20 protein-coding genes and 1 pseudogene are annotated in these 21,235 nt (G+C 64.8%); 13 read left to right on the top strand and 8 right to left on the bottom strand.

Annotated features, from left to right (window positions below; all coding sequences use genetic code 11):
* Position 1 precedes the first annotated feature (1 nt).
* Positions 2 to 484, bottom strand: a complete 483-nt coding sequence (locus tag PPGU16_RS33610) for an MSMEG_0572/Sll0783 family nitrogen starvation response protein (RefSeq protein WP_180727007.1) — start codon at positions 482 to 484, stop codon at positions 2 to 4.
* Between the two features lie 396 nt (positions 485 to 880).
* Here PPGU16_RS33610 and PPGU16_RS33605 point away from each other — a divergent pair, with 396 nt between their 5' ends.
* Entirely contained in the window at positions 881 to 2,272 is a 1,392-nt protein-coding gene (locus PPGU16_RS33605; protein WP_180727006.1) for an aminotransferase-like domain-containing protein, read from the top strand.
* Positions 2,273 to 2,284: 12 nt separating this feature from the next.
* Here PPGU16_RS33605 and PPGU16_RS33600 read toward each other — a convergent pair whose 3' ends face one another.
* Both PPGU16_RS33600 and PPGU16_RS33595 read right to left on the bottom strand, forming a co-directional pair.
* A complete protein-coding gene (locus tag PPGU16_RS33600; RefSeq protein WP_180727005.1) occupies positions 2,285 to 3,031 on the bottom strand; it encodes a glucose 1-dehydrogenase in 747 nt (248 codons plus the stop codon).
* 283 nt (positions 3,032 to 3,314) lie between these two features.
* Positions 3,315 to 4,010: a CBS domain-containing protein gene (locus PPGU16_RS33595; RefSeq protein ID WP_180727004.1), complete on the bottom strand. Its 696-nt coding sequence runs from the start codon at positions 4,008 to 4,010 to the stop codon at positions 3,315 to 3,317.
* Between the two features lie 154 nt (positions 4,011 to 4,164).
* On the opposite strand from PPGU16_RS33595, the gene PPGU16_RS33590 reads away from it, so the two are divergent.
* On the top strand, positions 4,165 to 4,863 hold the full coding sequence (locus tag PPGU16_RS33590; RefSeq protein WP_180727003.1) for a SagB/ThcOx family dehydrogenase: 699 nt from the start codon (positions 4,165 to 4,167) through the stop codon (positions 4,861 to 4,863).
* A gap of 43 nt (positions 4,864 to 4,906) precedes the next feature.
* On the opposite strand, the gene PPGU16_RS33585 is transcribed toward PPGU16_RS33590, so the two are convergent.
* Together PPGU16_RS33585 and PPGU16_RS33580 are read right to left on the bottom strand one after the other, a co-directional pair.
* On the bottom strand, positions 4,907 to 5,377 hold the full coding sequence (locus tag PPGU16_RS33585) for a universal stress protein (protein ID WP_180727002.1): 471 nt from the start codon (positions 5,375 to 5,377) through the stop codon (positions 4,907 to 4,909).
* 72 nt (positions 5,378 to 5,449) lie between these two features.
* A complete protein-coding gene (locus PPGU16_RS33580; RefSeq protein ID WP_180727001.1) occupies positions 5,450 to 6,490 on the bottom strand; it encodes a zinc-dependent alcohol dehydrogenase family protein in 1,041 nt (346 codons plus the stop codon).
* 223 nt (positions 6,491 to 6,713) lie between these two features.
* On the opposite strand from PPGU16_RS33580, the gene PPGU16_RS33575 reads away from it, so the two are divergent.
* The 8 genes and pseudogenes from PPGU16_RS33575 (at position 6,714) to PPGU16_RS33540 (ending at position 13,454) form a co-directional block, all read left to right on the top strand.
* The gene (locus PPGU16_RS33575; RefSeq protein ID WP_180727000.1) at positions 6,714 to 7,553 is read left to right on the top strand and encodes a universal stress protein; all 840 of its coding nucleotides are present in this window, start codon (positions 6,714 to 6,716) and stop codon (positions 7,551 to 7,553) included.
* Positions 7,554 to 7,578: 25 nt separating this feature from the next.
* Complete coding sequence (locus PPGU16_RS33570) at positions 7,579 to 8,424, top strand: universal stress protein (protein ID WP_180726999.1); 846 nt, start codon at positions 7,579 to 7,581, stop codon at positions 8,422 to 8,424.
* A 279-nt stretch (positions 8,425 to 8,703) separates the two neighbouring features.
* A pseudogene (locus PPGU16_RS33565) lies at positions 8,704 to 9,921 on the top strand (PAS domain-containing sensor histidine kinase); the annotation flags it as partial.
* Positions 9,918 to 10,565 (top strand): response regulator, encoded by a 648-nt coding sequence (locus PPGU16_RS33560; protein WP_180726997.1) that lies wholly within the window; start codon positions 9,918 to 9,920, stop codon positions 10,563 to 10,565. The pseudogene PPGU16_RS33565 and the gene PPGU16_RS33560, both read left to right, overlap by 4 nt.
* Before the next feature lie 123 nt (positions 10,566 to 10,688).
* A complete protein-coding gene (locus tag PPGU16_RS33555) occupies positions 10,689 to 11,093 on the top strand; it encodes a response regulator (RefSeq protein ID WP_180726996.1) in 405 nt (134 codons plus the stop codon).
* A 17-nt stretch (positions 11,094 to 11,110) separates the two neighbouring features.
* On the top strand, positions 11,111 to 11,908 hold the full coding sequence (gene fnr / locus PPGU16_RS33550; protein ID WP_180726995.1) for a fumarate/nitrate reduction transcriptional regulator Fnr: 798 nt from the start codon (positions 11,111 to 11,113) through the stop codon (positions 11,906 to 11,908).
* Positions 11,909 to 11,934: 26 nt separating this feature from the next.
* Positions 11,935 to 12,966, top strand: a complete 1,032-nt coding sequence (locus PPGU16_RS33545) for an Acg family FMN-binding oxidoreductase (protein ID WP_180726994.1) — start codon at positions 11,935 to 11,937, stop codon at positions 12,964 to 12,966.
* Positions 12,967 to 13,085: 119 nt separating this feature from the next.
* A complete protein-coding gene (locus PPGU16_RS33540) occupies positions 13,086 to 13,454 on the top strand; it encodes a DUF3564 domain-containing protein (protein ID WP_180726993.1) in 369 nt (122 codons plus the stop codon).
* A 40-nt stretch (positions 13,455 to 13,494) separates the two neighbouring features.
* Here PPGU16_RS33540 and PPGU16_RS33535 read toward each other — a convergent pair whose 3' ends face one another.
* Positions 13,495 to 13,812, bottom strand: a complete 318-nt coding sequence (locus PPGU16_RS33535; RefSeq protein WP_180727160.1) for a hypothetical protein — start codon at positions 13,810 to 13,812, stop codon at positions 13,495 to 13,497.
* 214 nt (positions 13,813 to 14,026) lie between these two features.
* Here PPGU16_RS33535 and PPGU16_RS33530 point away from each other — a divergent pair, with 214 nt between their 5' ends.
* Positions 14,027 to 15,127, top strand: coding sequence for a PAS domain-containing sensor histidine kinase (locus PPGU16_RS33530; protein WP_180726992.1), 1,101 nt, complete (start codon positions 14,027 to 14,029; stop codon positions 15,125 to 15,127).
* A gap of 18 nt (positions 15,128 to 15,145) precedes the next feature.
* On the opposite strand, the gene PPGU16_RS33525 is transcribed toward PPGU16_RS33530, so the two are convergent.
* On the bottom strand, positions 15,146 to 16,942 hold the full coding sequence (locus PPGU16_RS33525; RefSeq protein ID WP_180726991.1) for a SulP family inorganic anion transporter: 1,797 nt from the start codon (positions 16,940 to 16,942) through the stop codon (positions 15,146 to 15,148).
* Positions 16,943 to 17,057: 115 nt separating this feature from the next.
* Positions 17,058 to 18,749 (bottom strand): AMP-binding protein, encoded by a 1,692-nt coding sequence (locus PPGU16_RS33520; protein WP_434064448.1) that lies wholly within the window; start codon positions 18,747 to 18,749, stop codon positions 17,058 to 17,060.
* Positions 18,750 to 19,009: 260 nt separating this feature from the next.
* Here PPGU16_RS33520 and PPGU16_RS33515 point away from each other — a divergent pair, with 260 nt between their 5' ends.
* Both PPGU16_RS33515 and PPGU16_RS33510 read left to right on the top strand, forming a co-directional pair.
* Positions 19,010 to 20,107: an AraC family transcriptional regulator gene (locus tag PPGU16_RS33515; RefSeq protein WP_180726990.1), complete on the top strand. Its 1,098-nt coding sequence runs from the start codon at positions 19,010 to 19,012 to the stop codon at positions 20,105 to 20,107.
* A gap of 167 nt (positions 20,108 to 20,274) precedes the next feature.
* Positions 20,275 to 21,210, top strand: coding sequence for a histone deacetylase family protein (locus PPGU16_RS33510; RefSeq protein WP_180726989.1), 936 nt, complete (start codon positions 20,275 to 20,277; stop codon positions 21,208 to 21,210).
* Positions 21,211 to 21,235 lie beyond the last annotated feature (25 nt).

The following is a 21,235-nucleotide window of genomic DNA, read 5'->3' as shown; positions in this document are numbered from 1 at the left end:
CTCAGACGGTCCACGTATGGATGATCAGCGCGTTCTCCTTGCGATGGAGAAGCTGCAGGTCGAGCACATCGAGCGGATTGATCGGCCGGATGCCTTCGATCAGCGACGCTTCGCCATGACCATAGAGCGCCTGCAAGGCGAAGCGGCATGCGTACACCTTGCCGCCCTCTTCCATGAACTTGACGAGTTGCTTGTTGAAGTTCAGATGGCCGGGAAAGGCTTCGTCGCCGAGCGTCGGAAAGCCGCGTTGCAGGCCGAGCGTGACGCCCGGGCCGTACAGCAGCACCGACGTATCGAAGCCCTTGCGCTGCAGACGCGTGGCCTGCAGCAGATTGACGAAACCGATCGAGCCTTCGAATGCAACCGTATGAAAGGTGACGAGTGCTTTCTCGCCGGGTTCGGCCTTGACGTCGGGAAATACCTTTTCTTCGTAGTCGACCAGGTAGTCGCCTTTCTGATGCATCGGTTTGTTGACGGCAGGCATATCGCTCTCCAATAAGTCGCGTAATTGATCGGATTGCTCGACGGGAAATATCCCGATTGGCGACTCACTTAACGCAACGGATATGCCAATTTCCGGCCCGGTTCATGCAATCAACTTCCAATCAATCAAATCGCAATTGTTCGAGCGACCCGAAAATTTCTTTGCGAGCCTTGTCTGACGGGGGTTTTCGGTGATAAGCGACAGATGCGCGCGCACCGTCTTCGCACAACGACGCAGCGTCTTTTGCGTGCGGATGGTGCGCGATACCCCGCAAGCGTGCATTCATCCAATCAATGCAATCAAGTTTTGAATTGAATGGAAATCGATTTATTTTTCGCGGAATTCGCGTGTTACCTTGAATGACGCTTTTCAGTTATCCGCATCGGAAATAACAGCATGGACAGTCTCGCGCATCACTGGCTCAAGCGGCTGACTGAAAGCCGCAAACCGGCGTATCTCGTGATACCGGATCTGATCGAGGAAGATCTCGCCAGCGGTCGTCTGCGTCCGCGCGACCGTCTGCCCGGCCTGCGCGATCTCGCGGGCGCACTGCAGTTGAACTACACCACCGTCGCGCGCGCCTATGCGGAGGCGCGCAAGCGCGGCCTGCTCGATGCCCGCGCGGGCAGCGGCACGTTCGTGCGTGGACGCACGCAGACCTTGCCGCTCGCGGGCGGCAGCAGCGTCGAAATGTCGATGAACATGCCGCCCGAACCGCCCGAACTGGCCGCGCGCCTGAGAGAGTCGTCGGCACAGCTGCTCGCGCAGACCGATCCTTACCGGCTGCTGCGCTATCAGGATTTCGGCGGTACGCCCGACGACCGCGCAGCGGGACGCGCATGGCTCAAGGAACGCATGCCCGATTGCGAAGACGATACCGTGCTGGTGTGTCCCGGCATTCATAGCGCGCTCGTCGCGCTCGTATCGCAGCTGGCGAGACCGGGCGAAACCATTTGCCTCGACACGCTCGCGTATCCCGGCATCAAGGCCATCGCGTCGCAACTCGGCGTGCGCTTGCAGCCGCTGCCGCGCGATGAAGAAGGACCGTTGCCGCACGCCTTCGAAGCGCTGTGCAAGACCGAAAAGCCCGGTGCGTTCTACTGCAACCCGACCTTGCAGAATCCGAGCACGCTGACGCTGTCGGTGCAGCGGCGCGAAGCGCTCGCCGACGTCGCCTTGCGCTACAGCGTGCCCATCATCGAAGACGATGCGTATGGCTGGCTGCCGTCGAACAAGCCCGTCGCGCTGGCTTCGCTGGCGCCGGAGCTGACCTGGTATGTGACGGGCTTTTCGAAGACCTTCGGCGCAGGGCTGCGCGTCGCGTATCTGCGCGCGCCAACAGCGAGGCAAACGCAGCGCGTCGCGGGCGCGTTGCGCGCGACGACCGTCATGCCGAGTCCGTTCACGGTGCTGCTGGCGACGCAATGGGTCAACGACGGCACCGCGCACGAGATGCTCGACGCGATCCGCAAGGAAGCGAACGTGCGTCAGACCATTGCGTCACAGGAACTGGCCGACTGGCATTACGAAGCGCAGTCCGATGGCTTTCATTTGTGGTTGCCGATTCCGCCGCAGTGTGACTGGAGCGCGCCAGAGCTGGCGCTGCAATTGCGCAATCAGGGCGTCGGGGCGGTGGCGGGTGCGGCGTTTTCGACGGACGGCAATCCGCCCAATACGATCCGCGTCTGTCTGGGTGGCCCGCAGGACAGAAACGATTGCCGCGACGCGTTACAGCGCGTCGCGGAAACCTTGAGCGATCCACATCATCTGCATATGCCGATGATGTGATCGCTCAGTCAATCAGCGCAGACCGCCGCTCGCAACAATGCGCTCGCCCGTCAGCCAGCCGGAATCGTCGGATGCGAGGAACACCGCGATGGCTGCGATATCGCGCGGCTGGCCTGCCCGGCCAAGCGGCGTCTGGCTCACCGCGTTGGTTTCGAACTCGGAGCCGGCAATCCCTGCTTCGTGCGTGCCCTCAGTGACGACGAAGCCAGGATTGATCGCATTGACGCGAATCTTCTTCGGTCCCAGTTCGCGTGCCAGCACGCCCGTGATTGCGTCGACGGCACCTTTCGTGCCGCTGTAGATCGCGCTCGTCGGCGGCGTGATGGTCGTCACGACCGAGCTGATGTTGATGATGCTCGCGCCTTCACCCAGATGCTTCGCGGCCGCCTGCGTGGTCAGCAACAGCCCGAGCACGTTGATGTTGAACTGCTTGTGGAATTGCTCTTCGGTGAATTCTTCAATCGCCGCGAATTCGTAGACGCCTGAATTGTTCACGAGGACGTCGAGACGGCCGTACGTTTCGACGGCGGCATTGATGATGCCTTGCGCGTCCGCTGCCTTCGACACGTCGCCGCCGACTGCGATCGCCTTGCCGCCCGCCGCGTTGATGTCGGCCACGACTGCGTCAGCAGCGGTTTTGCTGCTGGCGTAGTTGACGACCACGGATGCACCCTCGGCTGCCAGCGCCTTGGCGATGCCCGCGCCGATTCCTTTCGACGCGCCCGTGACGACAGCGACCTTACCTGCAAGCTTGCTCATGATCTGTTTCCTCAATCGATTCGATACCGTTTGACGGGACCGGCGGTGTCTCGAACCCGCCGGCCTGCGATGGAGTGAATGTAGACAGACGATTCGCCGCGATAAAGCGGCTCAAGGCGAATTGACTTGAAGGATCTGGCGAACAATCGAAAACGGATTGCGTACTGAGAGCCGCTCGCCGTGCATTCTAGTCCCTGAAACGGAAAACGCGCGGCGAAGGGTCCGAAACATTCACGGCCCCTTCGCCGCGCGAATCACGGCGGGTTGCAATGTCATGCAATCGTCACATCAAAGGCATGATGGTCGGATAGCTCAGATGCGCGCGCGCTTCCTTGACGCCCTTCACTTCGAGCGCGGCGATGCACAGCGCGCGTTCCTCGGCTTCGGACTCGATCACGCCCCACAGATGCGCGACCCCATCCTTGACGATCACATTTCCCTTCGACAACGCCCAGCGTTTTTCGCTCAATGCCGCGACGATCGCATCGGCGATTTCGCGGTCGTCCGCCGAAGGCGTGTCTTGCGTCTGCGCCGGCGCCGCTGTGCTCGCCAGCGCGCGAATCAGGTTGCCGCGCGTAACGATGCCGACCAGCGCGCCGTCACGCACCACCGGCACGCGCTTGATACGGCGCCGCTCCATCAGTTCGGCAATGTCGGCGACGGGGGTTGTTTCGTCGACGGTGATGACGGTCGTCGTCATCACGTCGGCGACGGTGCGTCCGTGTTCCTTCACGAAGCTGCTGGCCAGATCGCGCGTCGACGAAAAAAGTTCGAGCCAGCGCGAACGCCGTTTCCCGGTTCCCAACTCGACCCTGTGCAGCAGGTCCCCTTCGCTCAGGATTCCAGCGAGCGCACCGTTCGCGTCGACGACAGGCATGCCGCTGATCCTGTTTTCGACCAGACGTTTCGCAGCTTCCTGCACGGTCATTTCCGGTTGCGCGCAGATGACGGATGGCGTCATGACATCGATAGCTAACATGGTTTTCTCCTTGGCACACCAACCAGTTTGTGCCTCCTGGCGACGGACCGCTTGATCTGTATCAAACGGCGCGATGCGAAGCATGGGACGATGGACTCACGTTCTTTCGGAGGTCCGCATGCGGAAGCCACCTTCCATGCGCGGACGGCACGCCATGACCAAACCTCTGTTCCGCATCGGCTCCGCGCTGCTCAATACGCCCGCGCCGCGCCCCGTCGAAGGCACACCCGTTCCGTATATCGGCTTTGCGCCCCCGCAACGCACGGGCGGCCTGCCCTTGCTCGACGCGCTCGCCGCTCGGCAAACGTCGCGCGAGTTCGCCGACACGCCGCTCGATCACCGCACGCTCGGCGATCTGCTGTGGGCCGCCGACGGCATCAACCGTGCGCACGGCTATGGCCGCACCGCGCCGTCGGCGCTGGGCGGCTACGAGATCGACATCTATGTGCTGCTCGCGAGCGGCGCGTATCGCTACGATCCCGTCGCGCATGCGCTTACCCTCGTCGCCGCAGCCGACCTGCGCGCGATGACGGGTTACCAGGAGTTTCTCGGCCACGCGCCCGTCAATCTGGTGTATGTCGCCGACCTGACACGCATGCAGGACGTCCCGCACGCGCAGCGCGAAGCCTTCGCGTCGGCGAGCGCGGGCGCGATCCTGCAGAACGTGTATCTGTTCTGCGCGTCGATGGGGCTCGCGGCTGCCGCGCGTGGCTGGATGAACCGCTCGGCCCTCGCGGTCAATCTGAAGCTGCCCGTCGGATCGGTTGCGTTGCTCGCGCAGACGGTCGGGCATTTCGCGGCGGGATACGAACGTCGCGCCTCCGACGAAGACTTCGCGACGACCTTCTTCTGAACAGACGCGCGCGCCGCTCGCGTTGACGCGGACGGCGCATGCTTTACTGCGTGGCTTCGTCTTTTTCGTCGCTGCCGCGCACCAGCAGCACGGGACACGGCGAAATCCGCACGAAGTGTTCAGCGACACTGCCCAGCACGATCCGTTTCATGCCGCGCCGCCCATGCGTGCCGAGCACGACGAGTTCGGCGCCCAGGCGCCCGGCGTAACGTTTAAGCGTCTGGGCGATATCGTCGTTGAGGGGCTCCGTCTCCACCAGCTCGTTCGCGCACGCAACGCCCGATTGTCTGCACGTAGACTCGACGTTTTCGAGCGCGTTGCGCCCGTCGCTGCGCAATGCGTCCGTCAGCACGGTCGGGTCGAAATAACCGGCGTAGTTGAAGATCGGCGATTTATCGACCACATAGACGGCATGCACCGTGCCGCTCGTGAGCGATGCGATCTTTACAGCCTCCTGCACGGCCAGCTTCGATGTGTGGCTCCCGTCCACTGCGACGAGGATCTTCTTGTACATGTCGACTCTCCTTGAAATGCCCGAAAAACTGGATGGAACGTAAGGCCGCTGGCTCTATAAACAGGACACGCGTCACGATACTTCGATCAGCACCTTGAGCGCATGCGTGCTCCCCGCATGTGAGAACGTCTCGTACGCCGCGAGCATGTCGTCGAGCGCGAACCGGTGCGTGATCAGCTGCTTCGGATCGAGGCGGCCTGCGCGCACGGTTTTCATCAGCATCGGCGTGCTGACCGTATCGACCAGACGCGTCGTGATCGAAATGTTGCGGTCCCACAGTTTTTCCAGATGCAGATCGCACTTCACGCCATGCACGCCCACGTTCGCAATCGTGCCGCCGGGCGCGACCAGCGCTTCGCAGAGTTCGAAGGTCGCGGGCACGCCGACGGCTTCGATCGCGCAATCCACGCCCGTCGATTCCGTCAACGCCATGACCTGCGCAACGGCATCCTCGTGACTGTTGTCGATGGAGGCCGTCGCGCCGAAACGTCGTGCCACTTCGAGCCGGTTCGGGTCCGGGTCGATCATGATGATCTGCGCGGGCGAGTAGAACTGCGCCGTCAATAGCGATGCGAGCCCGATCGGCCCCGCGCCGACGATCGCCACCGTGCTGCCCGGCTGAACCTTGCCGTTGAGCACGCCGCATTCGAAGCCGGTCGGCAGGATATCGGAGAGCATCACCAGCGCTTCTTCGTCGAGTCCCGCGGGAATGCGGTAGAGACTCGTCTGCGCGTGCGGGATACGCACATATTCGGCCTGCGTGCCGTCGATGCGATGGCCGAGAATCCAGCCGCCCGTCGTGCAATGCGAGTACATGCCGCGCCGGCAATAGTCGCATCGCCCACACGACGAAATGCACGACACCAGCACGTGATCGCCGACCGCGAGGCCGCTCACCGCGCTGCCCACGCTATGCACGACGCCCACGCCTTCGTGGCCGAGAATGCGCCCCGGCTCGCAGGTCGGTACGTCGCCCTTGAGGATGTGCAGGTCGGTGCCGCAGATGGTCGTGCGCGTCATCCTGACGACGGCGTCCGTGGGCGCCGCGAGTTCGGGCATCGGGCGTTCGTCGAGCGACTTCTCGTTGGGGCCGTGATACACGAGTGCTTTCATGACAGAGTCCTCCATTGAAGGAATGAAGCAGTTCACACAGAACAATCTAGACCCATGCGCGCCGTCCCGCTTGACGTCGATCAATCGCCCCGGAAACAACCGCGCGACTCACGATACGACGCTGCTTGATCTGCATCAATCGCCATGCCGATGCGCCCCGTAGACTCGTTTGCATCGCGGGCTGATGCCCGCTCCACGTCTCTCTCTGTCTGGAGTAACGGCGATGAGCTACAAGAGCATCCTCGTGCAACTCGATACGGGCGTTCACGCGCATCCGCGCCTCGAAATCGCGCTACGGGTCGCCCATCAGTTTCACGCGAAGCTGACGGGCCTCTTTACGACTTACCTGCCCGATCCCCACGCGCTATTCGTGATGGCGGGCACGGCTTTCTATTACGCGGAGCATGAGCGTCAACGTCACGAACGCAGCGCCGCGCTCGACCGCCTGTTCCATGCGGAAGCCGCGCGCGCGAAAGTGGACGCGCGCTGGATTGCGGCGCCCGGCTACGCGAACGACGTCGTGCCGTCCTACGCGCGTCTCGCCGATCTCGTGATCGCCGGACAGACCGATCCGCAAGACCCCGAATCGTTCATTGCCGATCAGTTCGTCGAGCATCTGCTGATGTCGGCGGGCCGTCCGGTGCTGCTGGTGCCGTCGGCGGGCGCCCACGCGACGCTCGGCCAGCGCGTGCTGGTTGCGTGGGATGGCAGCCGCGAAGCCACGCGCGCGATTCACGACGCGATGCCCTTCCTGTCGCACGCCGCCGACGTCACGCTGCTCACCGTCAACGCGACGCGCGACGAGCCGCCGCTGTGGCGCATTCCGGGCGCCGACATTGCGCTGACCATCGCGCGACACGGCGTCAAGGTGAACGTGCGTGAAGTCTCCGCCAGCGGCGACACGCCGATCGGCGACGTGCTGCTGTCGCAGGCGGCGGAATCGGGCTGCGACCTGATCGTGATGGGCGCCTACGCGCATTCCCGTTTGCACGAGCTGGTGCTGGGCGGCGCGACGCGCACCGTACTCCAGTCGATGACCGTGCCCGTGCTGCTGTCGCACTGAGCGTCCTGCTGAAAAAGGAACTGACATGAGCTACAAGACCCTGCTCGTCCATATCGACGATAGCCGCCGCAGCGACACGCGCATCGCGCTGTCGCTCGAACTCGCGCAGCGCTGGGATGCGCATCTGATCGGGCTGTACGTGGTCTGCCAGGATCTGTTCAGGCCGATCTTCCGGCAGGACAAAACGCTGTCGTTCGGGCAGCTCGAAGCGCATGCAGACGAGCGCCGCGAGAAGGCGCAAAACGCCTTTCTCGCCGCCGCCGAACGCGCCGGCCGCAGCGCCGAATGGCGCGCGCCGCCCGGACCCGCGCTCGACGTCGCGATGCTCCATGCGCGGCACGCGGATCTGCTGGTGCTCGGCCAGCAAGATCCCAACGATCCCGCGTCGTTCGTGACACCGCACTTCGTCGGCGATCTGGTGCTGGGGGCGGGCCGCCCCGCGCTCGTCGTTCCGTATGCGGGCGAGGTGCGCACGCTCGGCGACAACGTGCTGCTCGCGTGGGACGGCAGCCGCGAAGCTGCGCGCGCCGCCGCCGATGCGCTGCCCTTGCTGCAACGCGCGCGCCATGTCGGCGTCGATATCGTGCGGCATCGTGTGCACCATGACAGTCGACAGAGCCCGGACGCGCCCGAAGGCATCGACGTCGCCGCATGGCTCGACGCACATGGCGTACGAGCGTCGTTTTCGACGACGCCGCATCATATCGGCGTCGGTACCGGCGCGACGTTGCTCAACCGCGCATCCGATCTGCACGCGGACCTGCTCGTGATGGGCGCGTATGGACATACCCGCGCGCGCGAACGTGTATTCGGCGGCGTCACGCGAACGATGCTCGAATCGATGACGGTGCCCGTCCTGATGTCGCATTGACGGGCGCATGACGATGGCGTCGCGGACGGGACGCCACGCGGCGACAGGCGCAAACGCGCACGATGTCAGCGTCACGCACGCGCGCTTCGCACGACGGCGGCCTTTGCCGGGAAGCGCCGCGCGCTGCCCGTCGTTATCGCGAGGCAGGCAAGAATGAAAGTCGACCTCGACATCGCCAGCAAGTCGCTCGCGCATCGGCGCGTTGCCCGCGCGCAATATGCCGCCCTCGCCTGCGGGTTGACCGCACTGGTCGTGCTTGCCGTCGTCGCGTCGAGCGGCGCGGCAACGCTCGCGCTGATCACGGCGCTGTGCGCGTTGTCGATTGCTGCCGCCGTGGTCAGCGTGCTCGCCGCCACGCGCACGCAAGCCCTTTCCGCACGCAACGCGAGCCGCGATGAATCGCGCATGATGGGCATCATCCGCTCGTCGATGGAAGCGATCATCACGATCGACGAAGCGCAAAACATCGTCATCTTCAATCCGACCGCCGAACGCATCTTCGGCGTGCCCGCCGCGCAGGCGCTCGGCGCGCCGCTCTCACGCTTCATCCCGCAGCGGTTTCGCGACGGTCACGCGCAGCACGTCGCGCAGTTCGGCGCGACGGGCATCTCCGAACGCATGATGGGTCGGCAGCCGGTTCTGTTCGGCTTGCGCGCGAACGGCGAAGAATTTCCGCTGGAGGCGTCGATTTCGCAGATACGCGAAGACGCTGGCAAACTCTATACGGTGATGCTGCGCGACGTCACCGAGCGCGTGAAGTCGGACAACGCGCTGAAGCAGTCGCGCGAGGAGTTGCGGCGGCTGTCGGCCAATCTGCAGAGCGTGCGCGAGGAGGAAAAGACGCGCATCGCCCGCGAACTGCACGACGATCTGGGTCAGCAGCTCACCGCGCTGAAAATGGAGCTTTCGGTGCTCGAAGGCGAGCTGACTTCGCATTCGGGCACGCGCGAACAGATCGACGCCATGTCGCGTCTGCACGGCATGGCTCGCACCATCGACGCGACGGTGGCTTCATTGCGCCGTATCGCGGCCGACCTTCGGCCCGTGATGCTCGACGATCTCGGCCTCGCGCCCGCGATCGAATGGCTCGCGAACGACTTCACCAGCCGCTATGGCATCGCCGTCGAACGAGACATCGAGACTACCGACACAGCGTTCACGAAAGACGCGGCGACCGCCCTGTTCCGCATCGTCCAGGAAGCGCTGACCAATGTCGCGCGCCATGCCGAAGCGAGCGCCGTCGAGCTGACGCTGCATGCGGGGAGTCAACACTACGTGCTGCGCATCGCGGATAATGGCCGTGGCGCCGAACCCGACGCAAGCAGCGGCACGGGAGAGCAGGCAGGCGCAGACAGTCCGTTCGGCCTGATCGGCGTGCGCGAGCGGGCTCATATGCTGGGCGGCTCGGTCCGGATCGACACGACGAGGAACCAGGGCTTTGCGTTGACGGTGACCTTTCCCATGCAAACCGTGCAACAGGAACATACGCAGACATGATCAAGGTATTGCTTGCCGACGACCACACGCTCGTGCGCGACGGGCTGCGCCACATTCTGCAATCCGCGAGCGGTTTCGAGGTGGCGGGCGAGGCATGCGACAGCGCCACGACCATCGCGCTGGTGCGCGCCGCGGAAGCCCACGTGCTGGTGCTCGACCTGTCGATGCCGGGCCGCAACGGCGTCGATCTGATCAAGCAGATCAAGGACGAGAAACCCGCGCTGCGGATCCTCGTGCTGACGATGCACGCGGAGCAGCAATACGCGGTGCGCGCCTTCAAGGCGGGCGCATCGGGCTACATGACGAAAGAAAGCGCCAGCGCCGAGCTGGTCGGCGCTGTGACGAAGGTGGCGTCGGGCGGCGTCTACGTCAGTCTCGCGATGGCCGAGCGCTTCGCGCAGCATCTGAACGAACCCGCCGAAGCGTTGCCGCATCACCGGCTCTCCGACCGCGAGTACGACGTGTTCCGGCGCATCGTCTCCGGCCAGAGCATCACCGAAATCGCGCACGAACTGTGCGTGAGCGTCAAAACCATCAGCACGCACAAGACCCGCATCCTCGAAAAAATGCAGATGCCGAATGAAAACGGGCTGGTGCGCTATGCGATCCGCCACAAGCTGATCGACGACGAGGCCGACATCTAGCCGCGGCGCTTAAGGCTCTGTTGCCCTCAGTAGGAATATTCCTATAACGCCTACCTAAACTCCTAGGGTCGGTTCCATCGTGTCCTATACATTTTTGAGATAGGGCCGTCGATACTGCTGGACATGGATACCGCCGTGCCAGCCCTCGCCGCCAAGGTCTATCTCGTCGACGCCGCCGTCGAAGTGCGGCACCGGCTTGCGCGTCTGCTCGGCGCTATCGCGGGCGTGGAAATCGCCGGCGAGGCTGAAGACGGGGACTCGGCGCTGGAGGGCATCCGCGCCTGCGAGGCGGATATCGTCGTGCTGGACCTGCGCCTTGCCGACGGCAACAGTCTTGCGCTCATCGAGACGCTGTCCCGCCTGCATCCGGCCATCGTCAAGATCGTGCTGACCAACCACATTGCGCGCGCGTTCCGCGATGCGTGCAACGCGGCGGGCGCCGATTTCTTCTTCGACAAGACGTCTGAATTCGATGCAGCCTGCCGCACCGTCGCAGGCATTGCCCGGACGCAACGCGCGTCCCCGTGAGCGAACAGGAGCCGATCATGCTTGCCGCCACTGCTACCGCAACTGAAACCGCCCTCAGCAGCGACCGCCCGACAATCCGTGCACGCGTCGTGCCGATTCATCCCGTCTCGCGCGCCGAGCCGTCTGCGCGCCGTGCGCCGCGCTGCTCCGCGTGCGCGATGCGGGCGCTGTGCATGCCCGCCGACCTGAACGCCGACGAACTGGCCCGGCTCGACGCCGTGATCTGCTCGACGCGTTCCGTCAAGCGCGGCGACACGCTCTATCGCGCCGGCGACGCGTTCCACAGCATTTACGCGGTGCGCGCGGGATCGTTCAAGACGGTCGTCATGCATCGCGACGGCCGCGAGCACGTGACGGGCTTCCAGATTGCCGGCGAGGCGCTGGGTCTCGACGGCGTCGGCGCGAGCCAGCACAACTGCGATGCCATCGCGCTCGAAGACAGCGTCGTCTGCATCATTCCGTTTGCGCAACTGGAAGCGATCTGCCGCGAGCTGAAGCCGATGCAGCATCACATCTATCAGATGATGAGCAGCGAGATCGTCCGCGAGTCCAGCCAGATGATGCTGCTCGGCACCATGACGGCCGAGCAGCGCGTGGCGACCTTTCTGCTGAACCTGTCGCGGCGCTTCAAGGCGCGCGGCTTCTCCGCGGCGGAGTTTCATCTGCGCATGACGCGCGAGGAGATCGGCTGCTATCTCGGGATGAAGCTCGAAACCGTGAGCCGCATGTTCTCGAAGTTCCAGCGCGAGCGGCTCGTGGATGCAAACGGCAAGACGATCCGCATCGTCGATCACGAGGGGCTTGCGCGCGTCTAGCGCGGGTCTGGCGCGAGGACGACCCGATGATTCACGCCACGCCGCGATCGGCATGGGAAATCGACGAAACACAGTTCGACCCTGCCGCGCCACTCGATGCGCAACTGCGCTTCGCACTGCAATACGCGGTGCTCGCGCCGTCCAATCACAACACGCAGCCGTGGCACTTCATGATCGACGGCAGCACCGTGCACGTCTGCGTGGACAGGCTGCGGGCGCTGCCCGTCGTCGATCCGTTCGATCGCGGGCTGATCATCAGTTGCGGGGCCGCGCTCTTCAATCTGCGCGTGGCGCTGAGCCACTTCGGGTTCGCCTATGCGATCACATTGTTCCCGTCGGACGCGGACCCCGACGTCGTCGCGCTGGTGCGGGTGTCGCGTCATGGTCAAGGCGATGCATCCGTCGCGTCGCTCTTCGACGCGATCACGCGGCGCGTCACGACCCGCGCGCCCTTTGCCGACGAGCCCGTTCCCGTTCCCGTGCAACAGAAGCTGATCGACGCCTGCGACGCGGAAGGCGCGCTGGCGGCCTGCCTGCATGAGCGCGCCGATCGCCAGGCGATTGCGTACCTCGTCGCCGAAGCGGACCATACCCAGTTCGCCGACCCGCGCTTTCGGCGCGAGCTTGCCGTCTGGGTCCATCCGCGCCGCCGCGACGACGGCATGCCGGCGTATGGGACGACCGTGAGCGGGCTGCTCGATTTCGCGGTGCCGCTCGTGTCCGCGGTGGTCCGCGTGTTCGACGCAGGCGCGGGGACGCCGGCCACGCACCGGCATCTCGTCGATGGCTCGCCGTTGATCGTCGGCATTGCGACCTTGCGCAACGACCGCGAAGCATGGATCGCCGCTGGCCAGGCGCTCGAGCGCATGCTGCTGGTTGCCGTCTCCGAAGGATTGACCGCGTCTTACCTCAACCAGCCCATCGAAGTGACCACGCTGCGCGTGCAGATCAGCGGCCTGCTGCACCTCGACGCGACGCCGCAACTGCTGCTGCGCGTCGGGCGCGGCCCGCAGGCTGCGCACTCGCCGCGACGCCCGCTTGCCGACGTCGTGTCCTGAGGTTCGCAGCAGCAGCGCTTTGCCGCATGCTCATGTCGGCGGCCATTGACGTGCCTCAATTTCCAGCCACGCATACACGGTAGATTGAATGCGTGCGCCACGCCGAAAAGGAGCCGTCGATGAGAATCACCCTTCACCTCGATACGTTCGAATGCATCGAGCCGTCCGTCTACGCCATTCTCTGGCTCGACCGCGACGCCCGCAAATGGTCACGCGAAGGACATGCCGTGATCGATCTGCCTGAATGGGGCACGCTGGCGCTTTCGAACGGCGGCACGCGCATTCTGGACGCCGCGGGCGAGCGCGTCTGCTGCGAGTTGCCGGGCCTCGATCTGCTCGCACTGGACGGACCGTTCGAAGGTGAATCGGGGCAGGCGCTCTGGTATCGCGATGCCGATCACACGTCCGTCGCCGGGCAATGGCATGTGCAGTGGATCGACGGGACCGATTCCGAGCCTGAGCACGGCGTTTTCGCCGACGAAGTCTGACTGCGCGCGGTGCGCCTGAACGTGTTCAACAGCGCGCCGCTCAACGGCGTGACGCGGACGCAGAGGCCGCTGTCCGCAGCGCGCGCTCGGCTGCATCGAACGCGCAGCGCACGGCCTCTTCCGCGCTTTCCGCCGCATGGCGGCCAATCGGCTTCAGTTCGTGCGCCGCAGTGACGAGGTCGAGGCGCACATCGTAGAGCGGTTTGCCCGAGCGCAGCCGCAGCGCTTCGATGGCCAGACGGCAATCCGACAGCGACGCGCCGAACGGTTGCAGGCGCATCAGTTGCATCGCTGCCTCCGCTTCGAGCGCAGCCGTCGCGCTGCAGCCCAGATAGACAATCTGCATGCCGATGCCCACCATCGTCTCCCATTGAAGCCCGCTTCACCGGATGCGCACAGCCAGTCCTGCGCAGATCCGTGACATCAGCGTACCGGCCGCGCGCGACGGCGTGATTGACCCAGGTCAACGCGGCAGAGCTTCGGCCGCCGCGCACGACCGCCGGGCAAACTGGTACAACCGTTCGCGAACTGATATAACTCAACGGTCCTCTCACCAACCGCCGGGAATCACGATGGCCGCGCCGGGTAACGAGCCGTCCCGCAGCGACAAAGCGGCGTCCGCATTGGATGTCCCGCTCGCGGACCGTTATGTCCTGTTGATCGAAGCCGTTCAGGACTACGCGATCTTCATGCTCGATCCGGCAGGCAAGGTCTCCAGCTGGAATCCGGGCGCGCAGCGCATCAAGGGCTATTCAAACGACGAGATCGTCGGCCGTCATTTTTCGGCCTTCTATACGGACGAGGACATCGCCGCCGGCAAGCCCGCGCACGAGCTGGACATCGCCGCCGCCGAAGGGCGCGTCGAGGACGAAGGCTGGCGCGTGCGGCGCGACGGCTCGCGGTTCTGGGCCAACGTCACCATTTCGGCCGTACGCGACGCCAGCGGCGCGCTGCTCGGCTTCGCCAAGGTCACGCGCGACATGACCGACCGCATGCGTCTCGCCGAACTCGAACTTGCGAGCGAAGTCTCGGCGCAGGTGCAGATCACGCGCGAGAACGAGCAGAAGCGCATTGCGCGCGAACTGCACGACGACCTCGGACAGCAATTGACCGCGCTGAAAATGAGTGTCGCGCTGATGGAAGCGACACTTGCCGCGAAGGCCGAGACCGCGCCGCTCGTGCCGCAAACGCGCGCGCTGCAACAGGAAATCGACGCGATGGCGATGTCGCTGCGCCGCATTGCCTCGGATCTTCGGCCGCCGCTGCTCGACGATCTGGGCCTCACCGCCGCGCTCGAATGGCTCGCCGAAGACTTCACGAAGCGCTACGGCGTGGCCGCGACGGTTCACATCGAAGCCAGCGAGCCGCAGTTCAACGAATTTGCCTCGACCAACCTGTTTCGTATCGTGCAGGAAGCGCTGACCAACGTCGCGCGTCACGCAAACGCGAGCCGCGTGCGCATCGAGCTGGCATGCACCGGCGATCACGTTTCGCTCGATATCGAGGACAACGGCGTCGGCGCTACGCTCACGCTGCCGCCCGTCGGCGCGTCGTTCGGGCTGCTTGGCATTCGCGAGCGCGTCAGGCAGCTACAGGGTTCGGTATCGTTCGCCAGTTCGCCGGGTGCGGGCTTTCATATTTCGATTCGCGTGCCGCTTGCTGCCGTGCAGTGAGCGGGCCGCGTTTGTCCGTCACGGCTGCTTGCCGTTCTGCTTTGCGTCGGCGTCGCCTTTGTCATCCCAGTCGCGCCATTCCACATCGTGCTGGTCCAGATACGCATCGACGGCCACGCCCGTCGTCGGGAAGAAGTGCTGTTCGCCCATCGTGTCGAACAGGCCGTAGCGCCGCAGCATGTCCTTCACCGGCCCCTTCATCTCGGCAAAACACAACTCGATATGCCGCTCGCGCAGGCTCGCATGAAACTCGCGCAGAACTTCACTCGCCGTGACGTCGACATCCGTCATCGGCTCCGCTGCAACGACGACCCAGTTCGCGGGCGTGGCCGCCGTTTCGATTGCGCGTTGCACATGGTCGCGAAAGATCTCGGCGTTCGCGAAGAAGAGCGGCGCATCCCAGCGGTACAACACCAGCCCCGGAATGGTCCGCGCAGCGGGATGCCGCGAAATGTCGTGGTAGCCCTTGCGTCCATCGACACGGCCGAGCACGGCATCGTAAGGCCGCCACGCGCGCCAGACGAACGCCATCAGCGCCAGTCCGACGGCGATGAAGATGCCCTGGATCGGACCGATCAGCGCGACGCCCGCAAAGCACGCCATCGACTGCGTGAACTCGCTGCGACGCAGGCGCAACAGGCGGATCACGTCTCTCACTTCGAACAGCCCCAGGCCCGCCGCGACGACCACGGCGCCGAGCGCGGCGGCCGGCAGCGAGTGCAGCAGCGTCGGCGCGAAGATCAGCAAGGCGGCGACGCACAGCGCGGCGACGATCCCCGTCAACTGCGTTTTTGCACCCGCCGATTCGGCCACAGGCGTGCGCGACGAACTGCTCGTGACGGGGAAGCCCTGAAACAGTCCCACGGCGATGTTGGCCGCGCCGAGCGCGACCAGTTCCTGATCGCGGTCGACGCGTTCGCCGCTGCGTTCCGCGAATACGCGCGACAGCACGCTGATATCCGCGAGCGCAATCAGCCCGATGGCGATCGCGCCGGGCACGAGCGCGACGATCTGATCGAATGAAACGGAGGGGAAGGACGGCACGGGCAAACCCTGCGGCACGTCGCCGACCACGGCCACGCCCGCTCGCTGGTCCAGGTCGAACAGCGCGACGGCAAGCGTCGCGCCGACGACGGCGACGAGTATGCCCGGCACCACGGGCGTCCAGCGCTTGCACGCGAAAATGACCAGCAGGCACGCGGCGCCGATCACGCAGGTCACCTCGTTCAGCTTGCCATCCAATACGCCGCGCATCAGACCGGCCGCTTCCTGCAACAGGTTGCTGCCCTTGACGTTGAAGCCGAGCAGCTTCGGCGCCTGGCTGATGATGACTGTCAGCGCGACGCCGTTCAGATAGCCTTGGCGGATCGGCTTAGACAACAGGTCGGTGAGAAAGCCGAGACGGCACACGCCGACGGCGACGCAGAACACGCCAGAGAGTATCGCCAGCATGCCCGCCAGCGCCAGCGCCTGCTCCGGGCGCGCGCCTGCCATCGGCAGCACGATCGACGCAATCAGCGCGGCGAGCCCCGAATCGGGTCCGAGCACGAGAATGCGACTCGGCCCGAAGGCCGCATACGCGACGATCGCCGCGATGGTGGCGTAGAGCCCCGTGATGGCCGGCAGGCGCGCTGCTTCCGCGTAGCCGAGCCCGGCGGGCACGAGCACCGTGGTGAGCACGATGCCCGCAATCAGATCGTGCGACAGCCACGCGGCCCGATACGCGCGCAGCGTCGCGATGCCAGGCACACGGCGCAGCAACGGATGGGCGCGGCGGGTGTCGGCGCGGTCCGGACCGCTGGTCGCCTGGCTCATCGTCCGCCCTCTCGGGTAAAGAAGCGTTTCACGTCGAATGCGCGGCCGCGAGGCGCCTGCCGCATGTCACATGAACCAGCTTATGCCCCCAGATGGGGTGGCCGCAATCCGCGTGTCACTCGACGCGCCGCAACTCGCGACGCAGGATTTTGCCGACCGTCGATTTCGGCAACGCATCGACGAACTGAATGGCCTTGGGCACCTTGTAGGCCGCCATGCTCGCGCGGCAGTGCGCGATCAGCGCCTGCTGCGTCACGTCGACGCCCGGTGCCGTGACGACGAACAGCCTGAGCGCCTCGCCCGTTCTTTCATCCGGCACGCCGATACACGCGCATTCGGCCACGCCGGGAAACGCGGTCGCCACCGCTTCGACTTCGTTGGGGTAAACGTTGAAGCCGGAGACGATCACCATGTCCTTCTTGCGGTCGACGATCTTCAGAAAGCCCTTGTCGTCGAACACGCCAATGTCGCCGGTACGGAAGTAGCCGTCCGCCGTGAAGGCGCGCGCGTTGGCCTCGGGCTGCTTCCAGTAGCCGCGCATCACTTGCGGGCCCTTGACGCAGATCTCGCCCGCCTCGCCGATACCCGCTTCGCGGTTGTCGTCGTCGAGCAGCTTGACGTCGGTGGACGGCACGGGCAGGCCCGTGTTGCCCGTGAAGCCGTCGATGAACTGCGGATTGAACGACACGACGGGCGAGGTCTCCGACAACCCATAGCCCTCGCGGATGAAGCTGCCCGTCACGGATTTCCAGCGCCCGGAGACGATATCGATCACGGCCGCCCCGCCGCCCGCGGACAGCCTGAGCCGCGACCAGTCCACTTCCGCGAGGCGCGGATGCGCGGCCAGCCCCGCGTACAGCGTGTTGACGCCGACGAACACGGTCGGACGCGCGGCCTTCAGCACGTCGATGAACGGCTCGACGTCGCGCGGATTCGCCACCAGCCAGTTCTCCGCGCCCACGGAGAAGTACGTGAGGAAGTTCACCGTCAGCGCGAAGATGTGATACAGCGGAATCGCCGTGACGACGACCTCGACGCCCGGGCGCAGCGAATCGGGCATGAAGGCCTTGAACTGCTCGATGTTCGCCACCAGGTTGCGATGCGACAGCGCGGCGCCCTTCGACAGCCCCGTCGTGCCGCCCGTGTATTGCAGAAAGAGCAGATCGCTGCCGGTGACGTCGACAGGGTCGGCGACGAGCCGCTCGCCTTGCGCGAGCGCTTGCGGCAGCGTGATCGCGCCGCGCAGTGCCGGGTCGGCGGCAGGTCCGGGAAGCGTGGCGCCGCTGCCGTCGCCCGCGCCTGCCGTGATCACCGTCCTGATCTTCGTGCGGCTGACGACGTCGGCCAGCGTGCGCGTCGAGCCGTCGAACACGACGATCGTTTCGACACCCGCGTCGTTCAGTTGATGCTCCAGTTCGCGCGCCGTGTAGAGCGGATTGACGTTGACCTGCACCGCGCCGATCCGCGCGATGGCGATGAACGCAATCGGAAACGCCAGCAGGTTGGGCAGCATGACGGCCACGCGGTCGCCCTTGCCGACGCCCGCCACCTTCTGCAAATACGCAGCGAATGCCGACGACAGGCGGTCGATGTCCGCATAAGTCAACGTTTGGCCGAACGCGCGAAACGCGGGCTTCGCCGCGAACTCGCGCATTGCGCCTTCCAGCAGCGCGTTGACGGACGGATAGCGGTCGGCATCGATCTCGGCGGGGATCGAGCCGTACGAGGCGATCCAGTGCCGTTTGCTGGCGTGGCCTTCCACGGATGGTTTCGTGCAATGACGGGGGCTGATGTGGCTGTCGTCCACGCTGTCTCCTGATCGATCTTGTATGTACGCTGAACTATCGCGCGCGGATGAACGGATGCAAATGATCTGCGAGGCCGAAATAGTGATCGCAACGGACAAGCTGCTTTACGCTCGACAGATACCCGAACCGCCATTCATGCGCGTTGGCGCGCGGCATCAGCAAGATGAATAAGGGTGAACCCTATGGCGAGCCGATGCGTTCGGGCGCAGAATTCCGGGCACGCAACCGGTATCGTTTCGGACACAGGACTCACCCACGTATGCAGCAACGCGCGCCCGCGCACACGGCGGCAACCCATCGGCACGCGCCGTCCGTCATCGGCTGGCGTGAAAAGCGTTTTGCGCCGTCCAAGCTCGTCGCGCTGCTCGATGTGACATCGGAAGCCGGCATCGACGCGCATGCCGTGCTGGCGGGCACCGAACTCGACGCCGGGGCCGTCGCCAATCCGTTCACGCTGACTTCGTCGCTGCAATTTCAGATCGCGGCCCGCAATGCCGTCCGTCTATGTGAGCGACCGGATCTCGGCGTGCGTGTCGGCTGCCGCTTGCATGCATCGAGCTACGGCATGTACGGCTACGCGCTGCTGTGCTCGGAATCGCTCGCGCAGACTTTCGATACCGCCGTCAAATACCATCAGCTCGCCAACGGCATGCTCGATATCCGCTGGTTCGGGCATGACGACGCGGCATCGTGGGTCTTCCCGAATCTCGACGAAGTGCGGATGCCCGACATCGGCGAGGCGCTGTACCGCTTTTTGATCGACCTGCAGTTTGCCGTGCACGTGACGGTCATCAAGGATGTGATGGGCGCATGGTGCGTGCCGGCGCGCGCGATGTTCACGCAGGCGCAACCGTCGCATGCGGCGTTGCTGTCCGACGTGCTGGAATGCCCGCTCGCCTTCGACCAGCCGCAGAATCTGTTGAGCTACCCTGCCGCGTGGCTGTCGCGCGCGCCGCAACTCGCCAATCCAATCACGGCTGCGCAAGTCTCGACGCAATGCGCGCGGCTGGTCGAACAGTTCCGCTGGCAGGCGGGCGTCACGCGGCGCGTCTATCAGGAACTCACGCGCACGCCCGGCAAGTTTCCGGATATCGAACAGATCGCGGAAAGCCTGTGCATGACGTCGCGCACGCTTCGCCGCAAGCTCGAAGCAGAAGGCGCGTCGTATAGCGAGCTATTGACGGGTGTGCGCAAGGCGCTCGCCGTCGACTATCTGAGCACGACGGCACTCAGCATCGAAGACATTGCCGTGACGCTGGGTTTCAGCGACGCCGTGAGCTTTCGCCACGCGTTCAAGCGCTGGACGGGTAAGACGCCGAACGATGTCCGGCGCGATCGCGGCACGGCGCTTCCATAAACGAACGTCTATGGCCTGCCAAAGTTTGTTTAATTGTTCCGCGCGAAAGTCGCGACCTTACACTTGACGAATACTCCGGAGCCGCTAGCGCTGCACAGCGCGTTCTCCTCATTCGAAAACATCCACATCAAGGAGACGATGCCCGGCCTTCCGGGCATCAGCACCCCATGCCGCCCACCCTCGTCTACACGCATGCCGCCTGCCTGAATCATCAGCCCGGCCCGCATCACCCCGAATCGCCCGAACGGCTGAAGACCGTGCTGCAAACCTTGCGCTCGCCGGAATTCGCCGCGCTCGAATGGCGCGATGCGCCGATGGGCACGATCGAACAGGTGCAACTCATTCACAGCCAGGATTTCATCGACGAAGTGGCGGACATCGCGCCGAACCATGGCTATATGCCGCTCGACGGCGGCGACACCGTCATGTCGCCGGGTTCGTGGGAAGCCGTCATGCGCTGCGTCGGCGCGGCGTGCGCGGGCGTCGATGCCGTGCTCAACGACGACGCGCGCAACGTGTTCTGCGCGACGCGTCCGTGCGGACACCATGCGGAGCCCAGCAAGGCGATGGGCTTTTGCATCTTCAATCAGGCGGCCATCGCGGCCGCGTATGCCTACGACGTGCACAAGCTGGAGCGCGTGGCCGTCGTCGATTTCGACGTTCATCATGGCAACGGCACGCAGGCCGCGTTTTACGACCGGCCCGAACTCTTCTATGCGTCGAGTCACCAATCGCCGCTCTATCCCGGCACGGGCAAATCGGCCGAAACGGGCGTGAGCCACAACATCCTCAACGTGCCGCTGCCGCCGGGCTGCGATTCGGATCTGTTCCGCTCGCGCATCGAGGCCGATATGCTGCCGGCCGTGCGCGAGTTTCGTCCCGAGCTGATCATCATTTCAGCCGGCTTCGACGCACATCGGCTCGATCCCCTCGCCGCGTTGCGCCTCGACGACGACGACTTCCACTGGATCACACGCGAACTGATGCGTATCGCCGACGAGACCTGCAAAGGGCACGTGGTGTCGATACTCGAAGGCGGATACAGCATGGAAGGCCTGGCGGGCGGCACGCGCGCGCACGTGCGCGCATTGATGGAGGCTTGAGCCATGGAGGCTTGAGCCGCAACGC

This window comes from Paraburkholderia largidicola, from assembly GCF_013426895.1.
Classification (GTDB): domain Bacteria; phylum Pseudomonadota; class Gammaproteobacteria; order Burkholderiales; family Burkholderiaceae; genus Paraburkholderia; species Paraburkholderia largidicola.
Note: the sequence above shows the minus strand (reverse complement) of the source record. Positions and strands in the feature narration are given on the sequence as shown.

Excerpts from the sequence above, each read along its gene's own strand:
- PPGU16_RS33605 (WP_180727006.1), top strand. The coding sequence starts at position 881 with ATGGACAGTCTCGCGCATCACTGGCTCAAGCGGCTGACTGAAAGCCGC.
- PPGU16_RS33530 (WP_180726992.1), top strand. The coding sequence starts at position 14,027 with ATGGCCGCGCCGGGTAACGAGCCGTCCCGCAGCGACAAAGCGGCGTCC.
- PPGU16_RS33540 (WP_180726993.1), top strand. The coding sequence starts at position 13,086 with ATGAGAATCACCCTTCACCTCGATACGTTCGAATGCATCGAGCCGTCC.
- PPGU16_RS33585 (WP_180727002.1), bottom strand. The coding sequence starts at position 5,377 with ATGTACAAGAAGATCCTCGTCGCAGTGGACGGGAGCCACACATCGAAG.
- PPGU16_RS33555 (WP_180726996.1), top strand. The coding sequence starts at position 10,689 with ATGGATACCGCCGTGCCAGCCCTCGCCGCCAAGGTCTATCTCGTCGAC.
- PPGU16_RS33515 (WP_180726990.1), top strand. The coding sequence starts at position 19,010 with ATGCAGCAACGCGCGCCCGCGCACACGGCGGCAACCCATCGGCACGCG.
- PPGU16_RS33560 (WP_180726997.1), top strand. The coding sequence starts at position 9,918 with ATGATCAAGGTATTGCTTGCCGACGACCACACGCTCGTGCGCGACGGG.
- PPGU16_RS33575 (WP_180727000.1), top strand. The coding sequence starts at position 6,714 with ATGAGCTACAAGAGCATCCTCGTGCAACTCGATACGGGCGTTCACGCG.
- PPGU16_RS33525 (WP_180726991.1), bottom strand. The coding sequence starts at position 16,942 with ATGAGCCAGGCGACCAGCGGTCCGGACCGCGCCGACACCCGCCGCGCC.
- PPGU16_RS33510 (WP_180726989.1), top strand. The coding sequence starts at position 20,275 with ATGCCGCCCACCCTCGTCTACACGCATGCCGCCTGCCTGAATCATCAG.
- PPGU16_RS33590 (WP_180727003.1), top strand. The coding sequence starts at position 4,165 with ATGACCAAACCTCTGTTCCGCATCGGCTCCGCGCTGCTCAATACGCCC.
- PPGU16_RS33610 (WP_180727007.1), bottom strand. The coding sequence starts at position 484 with ATGCCTGCCGTCAACAAACCGATGCATCAGAAAGGCGACTACCTGGTC.
- PPGU16_RS33570 (WP_180726999.1), top strand. The coding sequence starts at position 7,579 with ATGAGCTACAAGACCCTGCTCGTCCATATCGACGATAGCCGCCGCAGC.
- PPGU16_RS33580 (WP_180727001.1), bottom strand. The coding sequence starts at position 6,490 with ATGAAAGCACTCGTGTATCACGGCCCCAACGAGAAGTCGCTCGACGAA.
- PPGU16_RS33595 (WP_180727004.1), bottom strand. The coding sequence starts at position 4,010 with ATGTTAGCTATCGATGTCATGACGCCATCCGTCATCTGCGCGCAACCG.
- fnr (WP_180726995.1), top strand. The coding sequence starts at position 11,111 with ATGCTTGCCGCCACTGCTACCGCAACTGAAACCGCCCTCAGCAGCGAC.
- PPGU16_RS33545 (WP_180726994.1), top strand. The coding sequence starts at position 11,935 with ATGATTCACGCCACGCCGCGATCGGCATGGGAAATCGACGAAACACAG.
- PPGU16_RS33600 (WP_180727005.1), bottom strand. The coding sequence starts at position 3,031 with ATGAGCAAGCTTGCAGGTAAGGTCGCTGTCGTCACGGGCGCGTCGAAA.